Consider the following 17,233-nt stretch of genomic DNA (forward strand, 5'->3'; position numbering starts at 1 on the left):
GCTACCAATTGCAGGCCACCAAATTTTAAATTTGGTGGGGGCCTTAAACCCTTGCTCCCTCCGGTCGCCAGAAGCTCTACGGCATAGTCCTTCTGCCTTCTGCCGTCGAACTTCTGCCTTTCCTGATAAAAATGCCCATAATGTTACGAATGGGTCAAATAATCGCTTTTTGTATTTTATTTTTAGTTCCTCGAGTGCTTGCTCGATTGCTGAGGATGGTAATAACTCTTTAAAAGGTAATCCCAGACTTTGATTAAACTTATTCTTGAGGATTTGTACTCGTAGTGTCACAGTAGTATTTATCTGTTGGCTTGCTCGTATCAAAGAAAGTATTTCATGAACGAGTAAGCTTTTCTACCCACAACAAATTTTACATCGTCCTTACATACTTGTTTCATCCATTCGCTACAGTGTGCCTGCGGCATGGATAACCCCGCTTATCGTAGGTGCGTAGCGTAGCGGAGCGTTAGCACAGCGGAAACCTGCAGATCAATCGCTCCATGCTGTCCATTCGTGGCCCCAAGTGAAGATATTGCATCAAGAACAACCTCCTAAACTATCCTTTAATTATTAAATTGCTTGAAAAGCTATAGTGCTTATTTTGCATAGCTTGTGGCTTTTCTTAGTGCCATTCCGTTCTGAACCTTTGGTATTAGTCCTTGATGAATTGCCAACTTTGTATCTTCCAGCGTTGGTTGATTGGCTTAACCAAAACAGGGAAGATGGGCTTATTACAATTCTGGGTTTTCAAAATATATCCCAGCTTGAAGAAGCTTATGGAAAGGAGACTACAAATGCCATTTTTGGTGGGTGTGCAACTAAAGCATTTTTCAACCCTCAAGATGATGTGGCAGCAAAACGTTTTAGTGATTTTTTAGGAAATGAGGAAATCAAATATAAACAACGTTCTCGTAGTTCTGGACAAGGAGGTGGTTCCACAACTCTAGCAGATCAGAATAGTACTCGTACTTTATTTGAAGTAAACCAGTTCAATTCTCTACCTACTGGTAAAGCAATTATTGTTAGTCCAGGATTTAGAAATAGAGAAACTGTAGGATTACCACTTTTTGAAAAAATAAGAATACCTAAAGTTGATATTGATTCTGAAAAAACTAGTGTTAGTAAATGGTATGAAATTCAGCAACAATTAATTAAACAATTAAATCTGCAAGACCGGACAGAAGAGGATTTAATTATGAGAGAGAAAGCTGCTGAGGAATTGTTACCTAAAAAAGAAGCTAATCAAGATACTTTAAAGAAGATTGATAACTTTGGAAAGCGTCCGCCTAGTAACAAGAAAAAAGCTAGTCAATCTACTTCAAAGCAATCTATTTCTAAACAAAAAAATAAGAAAAAAACAAACAATACAACTGCTAATAAATCTTTAGAAGTTATAGAAAATCTATGAATGAACAAAAGAATGAACTAAAAAATCTTCAAAGGGATTTATTTCTCTTACTCGAAGCTATAGCAGATTCTTTATTTAAAAATAAACGCAAAAATAGTAATAATGATAAAAATTATTTGCCATATGATGGAGAGAAAATAGAAGAAGATATCAATAAAATACTTGAAGTAAAAGGTAAAATAAGTGAAGATGAGAAAACTATTATTTATGAAGATGATAAATATAAATTTATTAGAGAGAGCAACGGTAGTGGCAATAAAACTTATGCTATAAACAAGACAAATGGGGAGAAAGTTTTTGATAGAGGACACATAACCAAATTTGCATCCAATGATGATGCAAAATATTTAAAGAATATACAAACATTTTTTACAGAAATATTTGATAATTTAGATGATTGTGAAGAATTAGAATATGATGGTGAAGATATAGAAGAAAATATCAATAAAATTCTTGAGTTAAAGGGTGTAAAAAATGATGATGGAACTATTACTTATAAAATTGAGAATTATCTGATTATAAAAGATGATGGAAATATTTCTATTTTCAATAACGATAAAGAGAAAACAATATTTGAGAACAGCAAAATAACTCAACACACATCAGAAGAAGACTTAAATTATTTAAAAGATTTTTCTAAGATATTAGAAAAGCTAGAGAAACGGCAGAATATACAATCTAGTATTGAAAAAATTGTTGAACTTAAGGGTGTAGAAGATACTAGATTTAATTGGAAATATTTTAATACTCAGTCTTATAGCTTAGTGCAAAAAACAGATGGAATCTATGTGTTTAATTCAAGTACAGAAGAAATAATTTTTAAAAATGGTGAATTTACTGAAAAAGCTTCTAATGAAGATGTAGAGCATGTAAATTCTTTAGGAAGATATGTACAGCATTTAATTGATTATCCCGATTCAAAATACTATGGCAAAGAGATTGAAGATAGTATTGAAGAATTCATTAATAAACATGGTACAAATGATGACGCTACTATTAGCTATGAAACTCAGAATTATCATTTTTTGCAAAATGATGGGGATAAGATTTCTATCACTAATAAACAAAGTGAATTAGTTATCTTTGAGAATAGTGAATTTACACAAGAAGCATCTGCTGATGATGTTAATAAAATGAATATTATGTGTGAACATGCACAAAATATCATTGATAATTCTTTATCTGCCGAAGAGAATTTAAATCATTCTAGTGGAGAAATTGATGAAGATATTGAAGATATCTTAGAGGAAGAATATGAGAAACAAAGCTATAGTTCTAGCCCTGTTTTGAGACTTACAAGGTAGAATATTTATTAGTAATTTATTTTGTGAATAAAAAATGACTGAAGGATTTTCTCAAAAAGAACTAAAACAAATATCCAAGTTACCTAAAGATATTGCTGCTCTTGCTAATGAGCACAAGATAGATGTTTTAAATGCAGCTGAATTTTGGGGAAAACCTGATTTTCCTGACGGATATATTCCTGAATCCATTGAAATTTATTATGGGGATAAAGATGAGCCTAGTGTATTTATACTACACGGTAAATTATATACATATGATATTTCCGAAATTGATAACACCTCTAGGAAAATATCCGTTTTAATTGATAGCCAATGGGCTTACATTGAAGTTATGAATAAAATCCTACTCAATAGATTAGGAGGTGTTATTTTACCTCAATTAATGGTTGATCCATCTTTTTTGATTGAATCTATTTTGAAAACATATTTAAATGAAAAGGGTGAATAATTATGCCTGACTCTAATGAAAAAAACAATGAGCATAGTAAACTAGAAAACAAAATTTTAAATCACATAAAATCTAGGATTGATGATAGTGATTTAAAAGATAAAAATATTAAAGTTTTTGTTGGTAGAAGAAAAGTTATTGATGGAATTATTGGCGATTCATCACTTGAGAATAAACTTACTCCTAAATCTTTAGAAAAGTTACAAACAGCTCTCTATTCTCCTCACAAACTACAAGGTTCTGTCCGTATCTTGGATGCAAATGATAAAGAAGTTTATCATGTTGCAAATGGAATCCGTTCTAGGGATAAATTAAATATATCTAGTTTAATTGATCAGACCCAATCTGAAAGCATATCTCAAGATAGTCAGATTCAAGACAGTCAAAAGTCTCAGTCTGCGGAGAATATTCAGAGATCTGATGAAGTAAGTCAGGTAGAGGTAGAATCTACCCAACAAGAACAAACTGTGGAAATTATTGAGCTTATTGAGCAAAATCTCCAAAAAGCTCAATCTCCAGAGATGATTGAGGAATCTAATCAATCAACTCAGCTACAATCCACGGAGCCTAATGTTATTTCTAAAGAACTTGAAATATCTAATTCTTTTCAAAGAATTAATAACCAGATTAATTCCTTTGAACAGCAATTACAAAAAATAAATTCTAGAGAATCATTAACAGTTCAACCTGAAGAAACCTTAAAATCTATTAATAATCTCCAAGAGACAATTCAAAAACAACAAGAGGTTATTAATAGACTTGTCCAGGCTTCACAAGATATTATTAATAGCAAGTCTACTGTTGAGTCTAGCCCTGTTATTAATCCTGAAAACTCAGCTTTACAAAATTTTGTTGGAGATATTGAGCGTAAAGTAAAAGAAACTGTCCAAGGCATTCTCAATCAAATAAAACAATTTATTCAGCCAAAACTTGATGCTGTCAAATCAAAAGTTGACAACTTCAAAAACCAAGTACAGCAAAGAATTAATGCTGTAACAAATAAGATAGATAATACACGAAAAGCTATTGAGACGAATGTAGAGAAAGCTGTAAATACAGTCGTTTCTAATGTCTTAGAAGCTAAAGGGAAAGCAATAGAAGCAAGTGTTGGTACTATGCTTAAAATCGCTGGTAAGAAGCAAGAAGATAATTCAATCGCTTATAGTACTAAGAATTATGACTTCCGTCTTCAAGGAGATTCAATTTCCATGATGCGTAAATCTGATGGTAAGGCAATAGTTGATGAAGGTGTTGTAACTCAAGAAGCTACACAAAAGGATTTACAAAATATAGAGAAGTTAGAATTGGCATCTCAAAAATATGTTTATGAAGTCGCTCAGGAGCAGCCTCAACAGCAAGATAATTTAGTGGAGCAGTCTCAGCAGCAAGATAATTTAGCAATGTCTTTAGCACAGGATGTTGCTAGCATGATTCGTATTAAATATAACGAAGATGGTATTGAGATTAATGATGATAATCTATACTCTTATCAGCACAACGATTATAAGTTTGATATAGATCTCACTTCTAATGAAAATCCCATTACTATAAGTCTTGCAGTAGATGAAAGCATAAAAATTTTTACTAATGGAAGTTTTACTTCTGACGCCTCGAAAGAAGATATTGAAGGTATTACCAGCATAAGAAATATTATGCAAGAGCATAATGAGAATTTAGCAAGTGAACAACAGTTGCAACAAAGCAGGGGTATGGGTAGGTAATTCTTGATTCTGTAGTTCAGGTTCATGTTATAGAAGATATGGTTGATCGAGATAGCAGATTTGAGAATATATTGCACAGACTTTTTGGGGAAGATAATAACGATAGACGCGATGGATTAATTATTAGAATTGATAACAATACTATCTATCGCTTTGGAGTAGATGGAGAAGATAATATCAATAAATTCAATGCAGAGAATTTGACTATTTTGGAAAATGTTATTGATAGATTTGGTTTGGATAATTCTGATCTAAAAGGAGCACCTACTCAAAAAGTAGATATTTCTCTGTATTCTAAAGCGACTCTAGAAACTTTCGTTTGTGAAAATGGAGATATAGATATCAAAGAAGGAAATTATACTATCGGCGAGAGTTGATTATAATCCAAGTTTTTAGTCGAAAATATTAAAGAATCAAGCAAGATGTATAACATTAAAGAAATGATTGAAGTTGCTGGTTCTAATGAATCAGAACATAAAAGAATTATTGAACTATGCAAGTTACATGAGATTCAGGATTATACAGAAGTACAAGCAGATTTATATCGTAGATGCTTGCAATTAATCAGAGAGAATAAAAGTGAAAAAGAGATTATTGAACTATTAAACATATCTAATGATTCTCAAGTTCAAAAGCCTAAAAAATCATCTAAAAAAAACTCCAAAAATGATGTTTATAAACTATTGAGTATTGCTAATAATCGTATAGGTGATATTTCCCTTGCTGAATCTTTGTCAATTTTTGAAGCTTGCGGTTTATCCTCTGAACAGTCGGAATATACCCAGGAAGAATGTGATATTTTCTTAGAAGCATGCGAATTATTCAAAGTTCAAAATAAATCTCTGGAAGAAATTGCAAATCATTTTGGTATTTCTAATTCATCTTCACCATCTGACGTTGAGCTTGAACTAGATGAAATCGCATCTTCTTTTGGACTTTCTAAAGCGATAATTGAAACGATGATGCAGTATAAGGCTTCTGAAGACGCAGATTCTGCTCCTGGTTTATATTTAAAACATTTGGCTGCGAGTTTTGCAACTCCAGAATTTCAGCACAAGTGGAAACGCATGGAAGAGATCATTACTGCTAAGATTGTGGGAAAAAAATTGACTCAAAATTCCCTATCCCAATCGAACAGATCATTGAAAACATTGCAGCCAATCTCAGAAAATACCTTGAATCAAGGATAGAAGAAGAAAAGCGTACTATCCAAATTAAAGTTCAAAAAGATATTGATATCAAAGCTAATGAGATTGCATCTAAACAAATTAAACTTTATAGCTCTGATAATCTTAAGTTAACTTTATTTTGGATTGGTCGTTGGGTTGGTTCAGGTTTTTCTGGCATTTTATTTTATCTTTTTAGCTTTTTCACCTACGTTTTTATTGGTCTAACTGTAGGTGTAAATTTACCTCAAGTTATTGCTTGTTCCTCTGCAAAAGATTTTTGTTATATCTTACGTTGGAATAAATCTGAAGTTGTTATTCCTAATACTAAGAAAAATAATAATCAATCTAAGTAGCTTCCAATGAATTTTAAATTATGCAGTTTATAAGGATTGGAAATTCAATAATCAATTTGGCTGAATTGAGGATGATTGAAATTTTACCTGAGCAAAGAAATGATAAGAGATATGGAATATTAGTTTATTTTTATTGGCGAGATAATAACATAAACCCATATATAAAAGGTAAAGTATTTGATCAACTAGAGGATGTTGAAAAGTTTAAGTTAGATTTTTTGTCTAGGTTAAGAATAGATGAAGATTTTGAACCAGTAAAATCTTCTTCCTAAGGTTCAATCATGTGAAATAAGCTGTAAAGTAATATAGAAATATAGTTTTTGTACTGTAAGCTGTGTCTTCATTGATTCCTGGTGTTAACGCTCCGTTCAAAGGTTATTCGAAGATAGTTCAACTTAATGCCACGGCATTGGAGCGCTACAACAGCTGCAAGCTAGATTTCTACCGCAGTGAGGTTTTCAGTGACAGCGCCTGCTTTCAGAAAAAGATTAAGGGTGGTATTAACCTTGTACTCGGAAGTTGTACCCATTCAGTAGTGGAACGGTTTTTAACTGAATATCAAAATAATGCCACTATCGGGTGTGACCGTTTACTCCTGATATACCAACAGGTTATAAAAAATTACAAACTACCAAAAGATTTACTGCTTTTGGGTCTGGGACGTTTAAAGCAGTTTTACCAATATTTCATTGAAGAGCAGCATTATCCTTTAAGTGCCGAAGAAATTGAATTTTCTGTAGAAACAACGGTTAAGTATAAGAAACTGAAGGTTAGGCTGGCTGGTAGAATTGACTTTCTCAATAAGGTTGACGACAAGGTTGATGTTGTTGACTGGAAATTTAACAAGCTTCCCAAATTAAAGAAGAATGGTCGCGATAGAGTAATTGGCTACTATCAACTTGCGATATATGCTTACCTGTTGAATCGCAAGGATCTAGGAAGGTTGATTTGTTTTTATATTAATCCAGAAGGAGTAGAAGAATTTTCCTGGGAGTATGGTCGCCAAGCTAGAATTGATGTCCAGGAATTATATACAGAAGTTTTAGATAAGATTGCTGCTGATTACAAATATCCCTGGGAATGGGAACCAATCAAGAACGAGTATTGCACTAGCTGTTATACTCGCAAGTGCAAACTTTGCCCATTGTTTGGTGGAGCATTACCTAGTGAGTATGAATTAGAAGAAAGTGACGGTATTAGGAAATGGAAAGAACTCTTGTAAGGTACAGAGGTTGGAAGAGTTATTACTCGGGGAAAAATTTTAGTACCAATCCCGCATTTCTCACAAATTTTGTGACTGCAAAAGCTGAAAACCTTATGTCATCTTGGTTTGACCCTGATCGAAATCAATACAGAAAAACAACACACTGTTGAAACCCTTACTCTGCTTAGATTTGAGCAGACAAGGGTTATAGCTTCTCAAGCATTATTTGTGAGAAATCCAGGCAATGAAGTTTCAGAATGCTTCTCGTATGAGCCGAATATCTTTGATTTAATTTGTGGTTGCAGGAAAAAGCCTCGAGATTTTTGTCCAACTATTAATCTGCATTTGGACGGTGGAATCTGTTCAAATGAAGGCTTCAAACTTGTTGTAGATGAATTAGAAGAAGATGCATTTAACTACGGTAGTGTTTCGTGCGCAGTAGATGAACTTGGGAATTTGGAAATTCTCAGAGGTACGTTTGGTAATGTAGAAAAAGTTGATCTTTGAGAAGAATAAGCTGAGAATGACGCTTGAATCAAGCAGAAGCATTCATTACGCTTTGTGTCTTGCAGGAGTTTGATTCGATATTGTATTAATTTTATCCAAGCTACTTAAGAGATATAGCACTTGCTTTATTTAGCTTTTCATAGTGTTTAGGTGGATATCACACCTTGAATCAAATTAAGGATCTAAAAGAAAGGTATGAGAGATGTAGCTTATTTATGACATTACAACTATATAGTTAGTAGCTTAAGTAACTATTTTTGTTGTATCAAGTGTAAAATAGATACAGAAAAATTAAATAAATGGAACTGAGAATTAGATAAACCTTTAATAAGCGAGGTTTTAAATGCTAGTTGCCAGAAAAATAAGGATATTGGTAAGCGATCACGATGCAAAAACCTTAGAGTTCATGCAAAGCAAGTCTCGCGCCTTATATAACTGGTGGCTAGGTAAACTTAAGTCAGGGGAAAAGTGGAACTTTGTGGAAGCGAAGCGTAGTTTAAAAGCTTCCAGGGAGCATGACCCAGAGTTAAACGATGTTTACGGGATGCTTTTGGCAGAAGTTTATTTTCGATTAGATCGGGCGATGCAGGCATTCTTCCGTCGGGTGAAGAAAGGGGAGAAGCCAGGATTCCCAAGATTTCGACCCAGGCATAAATTTTTCAGTTTGGTGTATCCGGGTAGGTACATCAAATTAAAAGGTAATAAGGTAATCTTGCCAACTGGTGGGAAAGGCAAGAACAAAAAATATCATTCAGTTAGGGGAATATTAACAGAGAAGCCACCTCGTGAATATAGGTCTGTGGTAGTATCGCGAGATGCCAGCGGGAAATATTACTGCTCATTTATGTACGACAAGGAAGTTTTAGGACAATCGAATAAGGGAGGTATAGTTGCATTCGATCTGGGGATCAAAACCTTGGCAATGGGAGTAACTGATTCAGGTAGAGATTATGAGATAGGAGGGTTCACTGGTTACAGATGGTTCAACAAGCAGTTGGATAAAATTCGGTCATTGCGATCGCGTTGTAAGAAAGGCTCAAGACGGTACAAGTTCTTGAGTGAAACCTATCAAAAAGTATCAGCCAAAAGGAGGAATAAACTAAAAGATTGTTTACATAAAGCATCACATTTAATCGCCTGCAAGTTGGCTGAAAGTGCTGTGATAGTAGGTGACTTGTCCCAGAGAGAAATGGTGTCTAAATCTGATAATAAAAAACTGAACCGCGCAGTTTATAATAACTGGGGTTTGTATGAGTTTATTACGCAATTAAAATACAAATGTAAACTATCAGGAAAAGATTTATATTTAGAATCAGAAAAAGGGACATCAAAGACCTGTTTTTGTTGTGGAAGTCAACAGGAAATGCCACTTTATAAACGAGAATATTTTTGTACTAGTTGTGGCATAAAAATTAATCGTGATGCAAACTCAGCGCGCAATATTTTATTGCGGCATATTGCTCGGCAGGAGCCAGAGAAGCTTTTAGGGGCTTACTCTGTACTTGGGGTAAGACCAAGGAATCAGGTATTTATCACTACTTGAAATGCAGAATTTTGAAGCGCAAAAAATGTACTATATCATAAATATAGTACACTACGGACGTAAAACTGACAAAAAATGAATTCTAAATAATAATAACATATTTAAGAGTAAAAATAATTTTTTTTGACAGTTTTGGTAATAAACTTCATGCACTTAAGCGTCTTATTTAAGGCGCTTTTTTTGTAATTAAAAAATGCTATTTAGTTGGTAAAATTGGAAGTAACTATACAAAACGTACATAAGCCACTACCCAGAATTGTTAAATTCTGGGATTTTATTTATCAATATTTTGAATTATCAAATAGTTTGAATAAGAATAAATTGTTATTTCAATACATGAAAAAGTTAAAAAAACTCTAAAAGCAGTCAGTCGCACGTTCCATTTCGCTTCGCTCCACTTCACTAAATAATTTTTGTCAGCGCTGCCTACTTATTTACTCGAAAAAACACTAAATTCGCTCATTAGCAGCGCACAAAAATGATTTGCGCCAGACTACTCAAAAATATTTTATGATGTCATTAACGCCTCATACCCCTGTTAAGATTCTCGCTTTGAGATTCTTCGATATGCTCCATAGCAATAAGGGTAAATTCTTGGATATTCTCAAAATCTTCTAAAGTAGTATCTGGGGTAAACTCCCCATTTTTAAATATTTCTATACTGTCACTATTACGCTGAATAGAAAATGTGTCTTCTTGTTTGTAGAAAGTGAATGGATTGGTTTCAAATACTTGGTTGTTATTGTCCAGTACACCTATATCTTCTAAGGCAGTACTAATAATTTCTTCTATATTTTCTGCAATTGATTTTAGAAAATCTGCATCATATTGTGTGTGAATAAGATTTTCTTCATTAATTTTACTGGTATTTGAGGTAATTACAGTATTGAAGTCAATATTTGAAATTCCCTCAAAGTCTTGGGTTTTGTTTTGAGCATTATCTGTTGATTTAAAAGTTTGAGAATTATATTGTGTATGGATAAGGCTTTCTTTTTCAATATTAGTAGTTTTTGACGCTTGTGAAGTATTGGGATTAATAGTTAGAAGTTTCTCAAGTTCTTGGATTTTGTTTTGAGTAATATCTGGTGTAATTTTCGATTGTGAATTTAGTCTCGAAGGCTGATTGAGACTTATTGTTTTTAAGCCAACTGACTGTAAAGACTTAAAAGTATTGTCAGTAAATGATATTTGACTTACTTTTTTGTTATTTCCAATTAGTAAAACTCTTGCTTTTTGCTCTATGGCATTTTCAAAAAGACTGATTATATCGGAAGAGCTCAGTAAATGAGCAGCGCTTACAACCCAGAACTGCCTAGACTGACCAAATTCTTGATATTTATTTCCTTTCAAGCTATTGATTGTGTTAGCTTTAATACCTAAATTTTGACTTAATTCTTTTCTTTCTCTTGAGTTAGGTGCAAAAGCTGTTACTTGAAATCCGATTTTAGCTGCAATCTTTTTGAACTCAAGCAGTGATGAACTCTTACGTTTTCCACGAATATTTTTCCATGCAATGAATTGGTCTGTTGTTTGGAAGGTGCTTGCTAAAGCTTGTTTTTGGTTCTGAGTGATGTGATTTCGTTCAAGATGTTTTTCAACTTTCCTATTATTAATTTTTCTAACTTTATTTTGTCGTGAGAGCATTAATTTGATAGCAGTAAGCTCTTGCTGTACGCCTGTTTGTGTGGTGAATTTACGATGCTGTTCTGATATACAAATTAAATTGTTATTCGATTTAATTAATTTAGGAACTTGAGAGATATTTTTTGAAGGAGTTTTTGTAAGAATATTCTTCTCTATGTCTTCTTGAGTAAAGGTATTTCTCCTTTCTGAGCAATCATCAACAGCTTGTTTTAAGTCTTGTTCGGTTGTTGATGGAATGGCAATATCATCTGAAGGTTTTGATTTTGGGAAAGTTATTTTCAGTTCATCAGCATCAGTTTTCCACCTGGCTTTTAGATCTTCTTGGTGAACGTCTTTCTTAGATTTGCGAGTAGATCCCCAAACTTTCTCTTTCTCCTCCCTGGTGTAGTAGTCACCTAGCCGAGTCAGTATTTGTTGCTGCCTTTTAGAAAAAAATTCTAAATGTTGTGGGTCAAAGCCACTGATTTCAAACTGCCCGTGTTCTAGGGGTTCAACTGAATAACCGAGTTTCTGTATTTCTTGGCTGAGGCAATTTTGATAGTGCATGCCAAGAAATTTTTTATTAGCGAAAATCTGGTCATTGAAGTTGCTATACCATTGCTCAGAATCAGGTAATTTGGTTATGTTCATAACCAGAGCGTGAGTGTGCAAATGTGGATCTTGTTCGCGACTTTCGATGTGGTCAAATTCTGCAACCACTAAGTTACCTGTGTTGATAATTTGACGCTCGCCGTTGATCGTAACTCTAGCGCATGCATAACGCTCCTCAATTAAGTCGAGAGTTTTTTCTACTGCTAATTGGTGAGCTTTGATGATTCTTTCATCTCCACCAACTAAAGCCATCAAGCTCACACTTTTGGGAGCAGAGAATGTAAAATCTGTGGCAGCACGTCTGTTTGTGGATTTTAAAAATCTAGCAGAAAGTTTTTTAGTTGCATCTGGGGAAATACCATCGCAAATATTCTTAAAAAGTCGTTGATTATTGATTTTATCTTTTAATCCTAGTATGTGAGCGCCTTTGCCATGCCAGCGTGAATCGCCTTGGAGTGAATGTCCTTTAAGAAAGTAATCAGAAGCTCTAATTGCAGAAACATTCTTAGCAGTAAGCATCACACAACTAAAAATTTAATCTTGATTTCCTGATATCGATTTTTGAATTTACTAGTGTTGATAATTTTAAAAATACTCACTAAAAAATCATAATCTAAATTTTTTATATTCGCAAAATTTTTGGCGTACTGTCCGTGGAAAAATCAAATTTATAAATTATCAATTTTTGTCCTAAAAGTGGGACAAAAGTGGGACATTTTTCGATGGTTTAATTATTATTGAAAGGTAGATGCAATAAGTGGCACAAAAACTTGTTATCTTCTCTTAAAGGATGATTTCTTTGTCCTAAGAGTGGGACAATAGTGGGACATTTATAGAAAAATTTTGCTAAAATCCTTATACAGGATCATCTTAATTAAATTAAAAATATTTTTTGCTTTTCAAGGAAGTCTTGAAAGTATTAATAAAACGTTAGTTGAGTAATATTATCAATTAGTACAATGTTCTTAGGAGATATCTTAAAAAGAAAATACCAGCCGTGGTAGAAGGATTACTAGTTTTTAGGAGAGATATTGAGTTGACGGCTGGTATTTTCTTTCAAGAAAAGTGCCTTGTTGATGAAGCACTTAGGAAAGCAGACGTCGTGTCTTTAAGTTAATTCTGTTAATATTTTCTCGTTAAAGTTTTTTGTTCCTATAGTAAAAATATTTTGTATGGATTTATTGGTTAGTCTTGATCCTGGTTCTTCAATGACCAAAGTTGTGTATCATGTTTTGTCTGAGATTCCTAATGAGCCAGAAATACTTTTTATGGAACCAGACCTACTTGAGGTAAGTAAAGAATCTATTGAATTATATGAGTCACGTAAAATAGGTAATCCTTGTCCAGAAAACGAAGCTTGGGTTAAATTAGGGCAAGAATTTTACGCTGTAGGATTTTTGGCGCAGAAATGTTTTGATGCTCGTTCTAACTTAGAAGACCTTAAGTATGAGAAAGCAATTCTGAAAGTATTGGCTGTTGTTGGGGCTATAGCTGTAAAACATAATTTGTCAGCACAACTTAATTTATCTCTAGCTTTACTTTTGCCTTATGGTGAATGGGAAGATAGGAAAAAATTAGAATTTGGTTTGGCTGATGCTCTTTCTAACTTTTATTTTCGCGGTCAACATTTTAAAGTAATTTTGAATGTTTTCCAGTGTAAGCCTGAGGGTGGAGGTTTAGTTTTAACTCGTAGTAAAAAGCTTGGAGTAAAGTTTAACTCCATGAATATTGCTGTTTTGATGTTGGGATATCGTGATATTTCGTCTGTTGTGTTTGAGAAGGGAGTATCAAGTGGTTCTTCAGATAAGTATGGACTGACTTGGATGTTAAAAAATATAAAAAATTCAACTTCTGGGCAAAATTTGACTAATTTAGTTAAACCTGTTCATCTTTCTGGTAGTTCTCCAGCACCAAAGCATTTTAAAAGTTTGGCGAAAAGTAAAAAAGAAGAATTTCGAGTCGAAGAAATTAGTCGGCTTGTACAAATAACAGCTCAATCAAGAAAAGAATATTGGAATAAAATTCGTGATTGGATATCTGTGAATATATCTGGTTACATGGACTTAATAATTATTGGTGGTGGAACTTCAAAGTATTTCAGTAAAGAATTAAAAAAATATTTTTCTTCTACTGAGATTTCTTGGGCTGCGGAGCTAGAGAGAGATGTTATTTTAGCCTTTGACTTACCACCAAGAAAGGATGAATTAGCCTTACGTTTTACCGATATATATGGTTTATTTCTCTACTTGCAAAATACTGTATATAATATGACAAATCAAGGATAATTTGATTTATGAAAATAGAAAAGAGTGAAATTCGTATACGTATAAAAGGTGAAGAAAATAACAAAGATTTAGTTCTAGCTAAATATTTGAATTCAGAAAAGACTCCATATAAAACTAAAGAAATGGTAATGATGGCTCTATCGGCTTATTGGTTACCTTTCGCTTACAAAGATAAATTTGGTACAGTGGATAGAGAGTGTATACTTTCTTGCTTGTATCTTCTTAACTTACAGCGAGATTATTTACTACAGATGCTAGGTCGTGAATCAAACGGAGATGTAACGGAATTAGTATCTGAGAACATTCAACAAGAAAAAGTTATATCAGTATCTGAGGATATTCAACAAGAAATTAAAAATGAATTGGATATCTTAGAAGAACCGAAAGAAGGTTGGTTCAGTCCTTTCTAAGATTTATTGAGAGGAGACTGTTTTATATGCTTTCGTTGTGGTTTTCAGCCCACTTAATAAATTGTTGTGTGGCATGAATTCCCCATTCATTGTAATGGCGTTGCCAAGCTAGATTTTGTCGTGACCAACGAAAGCCGAGAGTTTTTAATTTCGCTCTGACATCCTCTTCTGGTTTACCATCAAAGGTTATTCGTACTCGGTTATCTGTGACACAATTTAATACTGTAAACCAACCGTAGTCAGTTTCTGAGTCTTTCTTATCTGATATTTTCTTAAGTTCTTCGATCCGGCGTTTGATTCTTTGTATCTGTTGGTTGTTGTTTTGCAGCGCATAATTAGGGTATCCGATTCTCCCTAGCTCATCTGGTGAAAATAAATCTTGGATTCTTGGATTTCTGGTTCTGAAAATCCCATCTGCGCTAATCCTTTATGATCATTTTTGCGAACTAGCTTGTTGGTCGCTTTCATCTTTTCTTGAAGGTCGATCCGAGCTTGCAAATTATCCTCGAGTTTATCAACAGCATGTGGATCATCAGATGATATGCCGCTTTTACCAACTCCATCAGATCTCTTTTGGTAGTATTCTGCTTTCTTTCCTAGTTCCCAGGACTTACGAAATCCGTTCTCTATGCGGGAAATATCTTTTCTGTGGCGACGCTCGGAGTGGTGATCGACTAGTATTGGTTGACCTAACGGGATGATATCCGCAATTTGTTTTGCTCCTTGGTATGCTGCATCTGCTTGTTCACTTGCTTTCTGCGCTAAATCTTGATATCTTTCCCGCTTAGTATCAATCTTTTTATCGTAACTTGTGTATTCTACTCGGTCATGAATGGGGATCGGATATCCACAAATTTCTCTAAAGCGACTGTCACAACAGTAAACGAAATTTCCGCCCATCATCGAATGTTTTTCGATGGTTATTGGTTTTACAAAGTAGTGTCCGAGTCTATTTTTTAACTCAACTACTTTTTCTGGATCGGTTTCTTCACATACTGGGTCGATTCCTTCTCCAATAATTAGTAGCTCTTCATATTTGGAACTTACACCGCCGTTTGTACAATCTTCTGCACCAGAGCGATAGACAGATACGCGTATGCCTGTGTATATTGTTTGTGCTGGTAGTAGTTTAAGGGGCGCGTCATTTTGTCCTGGTGTTTGCTTCCCTATTTGAGGAATTTCTTCTGACTCAGTAATATTAAGTATCCCTACATACCAAGCGTAATTATGACCTTGAGTGTCTACGATCATTGCTTTTTTCTCGCTTAAGCAGGTGACCATTGTCGCTTTGCGGTACCAAGTATTGTCCGGGCGTCTGCAGAAACATCCAGGGACATTTTTTAAAAAGTCTTGCTTTTCAAGTAGATGATTTTGGAAATGGTTGTATTCTTCAAGAGACATGTCAAATACGCATTGTACCAATACATCTGTATCCTTGAAATTACCCTTCTCTACCTCTTCAATATATTGTTCAACTGTTGAATTTTTGCGTGAATGAGCGAATTTTGCTGTAACCCAAAATTCATCGACTTTGATTTTTATTGGGTTAATGAAATCAATTTCTATATTTGCAGCAGCTAAAGCAGCCGCTTCTTGTGCTTCTTCCAGAGTGACTAGTTTTTGGCGGTTGATGCACTCAAGAATTCTAGCTTCATGATCGAAAAAACCAACATAGCGAGCGTATTTAAAGCCCTGAGTATCGATCGCAATTACATTGCCGGTTTCCTTACAGGTAACAGCAATTCCAAGCCTGTACCAGCCTTTGTCGTCTTTTTCTGAATGTCCGGGTACTTCTTCTAGGAAAGTATAAATTGCTAGGAAGTTTTCGGTGAAAGTTTTATATTCTTCTGCAGTGAGATCGTAAACTTCTAAAAGCTTGATTCTTTCTCGTTCAAAATCTCCCCCATCCAGCTGCTCTTGATACTCTTCTATGTGGTCTTGTTTGTTGAGGCGTGGGAATTTCGCCTCTACCATTATTGGAAGATTCAGTATCGTTTTCTCAGGGGTTAATTCGATTTCGTCTGGTTCTTCACTGATATCACAGCTAGTGTAATTCCCTTGTACTACGCTTGTGATTCTTTTACCTTCCTCTGACTGTAACCATTTCTCGTATTCTTCTTTTTCGAGTCTCTTTCGTTCTTCTTCTTGTTCTTCTACAGGGCTAAATGTATTACATCTTTGTGCTACTTCTTGAAAATATCGCAGTTCGTTAAAATCTAAACAATCAAAATATCCACTTCCTGTAGAAGTTTCTTTTACTTCAGCCTTTGAGCTTATTGCATAATTATTGATTACGTAACTGTAAACTTCTTGGCAGTATTTGAATGATAGATTGCGGTCAATGAAGAAGTAATCAACCGAAGTTGTAAGCATTTCCCCGTTTATTTCTACAGGTTCACTTTTGCGATAATCGCAGTACTGCGGGTCGTAATCTCTGCGAGAATCGTACTTTGTACAGATCTCTTTAATTTCTTCGGCAGGTACGCCGTCTGTGTAACTTATGCGAATTGTTCCAGTTTCGCTACGAACAGAGAATTTTATACTAGGGAATTTTGTTTTTAAATCTTTGCGAATATGTTTAGCTACTTCCTTTGCACTGATATAGTCTGTCATGATATTGATTCCTTAATTTTGGGTTGTTTTCTG

The 17,233-nt window shown here is 34.2% G+C and carries 14 protein-coding genes and 1 pseudogene; 12 read left to right on the forward strand and 3 right to left on the reverse strand.

Annotated elements, in window-relative coordinates; all coding sequences use genetic code 11:
* Nucleotides 1-324 (reverse strand): annotated as a pseudogene (locus tag BC008_RS50975) (hypothetical protein); the annotation flags it as partial.
* Between the two features lie 301 nt (nucleotides 325-625).
* Between BC008_RS50975 and BC008_RS42960 the strand changes: the two are divergent.
* The 10 genes from BC008_RS42960 to BC008_RS43005 all read left to right on the forward strand — a co-directional run bounded on the left by BC008_RS42960 (nucleotide 626) and on the right by BC008_RS43005 (nucleotide 9,657).
* Complete coding sequence (locus BC008_RS42960) at nucleotides 626-1,408, forward strand: type IV secretory system conjugative DNA transfer family protein (protein WP_058184733.1); 783 nt, start codon at nucleotides 626-628, stop codon at nucleotides 1,406-1,408.
* Nucleotides 1,405-2,712, forward strand: a complete 1,308-nt coding sequence (locus BC008_RS42965) for a hypothetical protein (RefSeq protein WP_027843498.1) — start codon at nucleotides 1,405-1,407, stop codon at nucleotides 2,710-2,712. Before BC008_RS42960 ends, BC008_RS42965 begins: the two co-directional genes overlap by 4 nt.
* 34 nt (nucleotides 2,713-2,746) lie before the next feature.
* The gene (locus BC008_RS42970; RefSeq protein ID WP_027843499.1) at nucleotides 2,747-3,160 is read left to right on the forward strand and encodes a hypothetical protein; all 414 of its coding nucleotides are present in this window, start codon (nucleotides 2,747-2,749) and stop codon (nucleotides 3,158-3,160) included.
* Between the two features lie 2 nt (nucleotides 3,161-3,162).
* Nucleotides 3,163-4,881: a GumC domain-containing protein gene (locus tag BC008_RS42975; protein ID WP_027843500.1), complete on the forward strand. Its 1,719-nt coding sequence runs from the start codon at nucleotides 3,163-3,165 to the stop codon at nucleotides 4,879-4,881.
* Between the two features lie 38 nt (nucleotides 4,882-4,919).
* Nucleotides 4,920-5,258: a hypothetical protein gene (locus BC008_RS42980; protein WP_027843501.1), complete on the forward strand. Its 339-nt coding sequence runs from the start codon at nucleotides 4,920-4,922 to the stop codon at nucleotides 5,256-5,258.
* A gap of 45 nt (nucleotides 5,259-5,303) precedes the next feature.
* Nucleotides 5,304-6,071: a hypothetical protein gene (locus BC008_RS42985; RefSeq protein ID WP_058184735.1), complete on the forward strand. Its 768-nt coding sequence runs from the start codon at nucleotides 5,304-5,306 to the stop codon at nucleotides 6,069-6,071.
* Nucleotides 6,072-6,474: 403 nt separating this feature from the next.
* A complete protein-coding gene (locus BC008_RS42990; protein WP_036265553.1) occupies nucleotides 6,475-6,675 on the forward strand; it encodes a hypothetical protein in 201 nt (66 codons plus the stop codon).
* Between the two features lie 62 nt (nucleotides 6,676-6,737).
* Entirely contained in the window at nucleotides 6,738-7,625 is an 888-nt protein-coding gene (locus BC008_RS42995; RefSeq protein ID WP_058184737.1) for a PD-(D/E)XK nuclease family protein, read from the forward strand.
* Nucleotides 7,626-7,733: 108 nt separating this feature from the next.
* The gene (locus BC008_RS43000) at nucleotides 7,734-8,114 is read left to right on the forward strand and encodes a hypothetical protein (RefSeq protein ID WP_027843504.1); all 381 of its coding nucleotides are present in this window, start codon (nucleotides 7,734-7,736) and stop codon (nucleotides 8,112-8,114) included.
* 343 nt (nucleotides 8,115-8,457) lie between these two features.
* On the forward strand, nucleotides 8,458-9,657 hold the full coding sequence (locus tag BC008_RS43005; protein ID WP_027843505.1) for an RNA-guided endonuclease InsQ/TnpB family protein: 1,200 nt from the start codon (nucleotides 8,458-8,460) through the stop codon (nucleotides 9,655-9,657).
* Nucleotides 9,658-10,176: 519 nt separating this feature from the next.
* Here the strand turns inward: BC008_RS43005 and mobF are convergent.
* A complete protein-coding gene (mobF, locus tag BC008_RS43010; protein ID WP_027843506.1) occupies nucleotides 10,177-12,411 on the reverse strand; it encodes a MobF family relaxase in 2,235 nt (744 codons plus the stop codon).
* A gap of 653 nt (nucleotides 12,412-13,064) precedes the next feature.
* On the opposite strand from mobF, the gene BC008_RS43015 reads away from it, so the two are divergent.
* Nucleotides 13,065-14,177: a ParM/StbA family protein gene (locus tag BC008_RS43015; protein ID WP_072207820.1), complete on the forward strand. Its 1,113-nt coding sequence runs from the start codon at nucleotides 13,065-13,067 to the stop codon at nucleotides 14,175-14,177.
* Nucleotides 14,178-14,185: 8 nt separating this feature from the next.
* Complete coding sequence (locus BC008_RS43020) at nucleotides 14,186-14,587, forward strand: hypothetical protein (protein WP_027843508.1); 402 nt, start codon at nucleotides 14,186-14,188, stop codon at nucleotides 14,585-14,587.
* Between the two features lie 354 nt (nucleotides 14,588-14,941).
* On the opposite strand, the gene BC008_RS47910 is transcribed toward BC008_RS43020, so the two are convergent.
* Nucleotides 14,942-17,200, reverse strand: coding sequence for a DUF3560 domain-containing protein (locus BC008_RS47910; RefSeq protein WP_058184738.1), 2,259 nt, complete (start codon nucleotides 17,198-17,200; stop codon nucleotides 14,942-14,944).
* Between the last annotated feature and the right edge of the window lie 33 nt (nucleotides 17,201-17,233).

Origin of the sequence: Mastigocoleus testarum BC008 (genome assembly GCF_001456025.1) — a bacterium.
Lineage (GTDB): Bacteria > Cyanobacteriota > Cyanobacteriia > Cyanobacteriales > Nostocaceae > Mastigocoleus > Mastigocoleus testarum.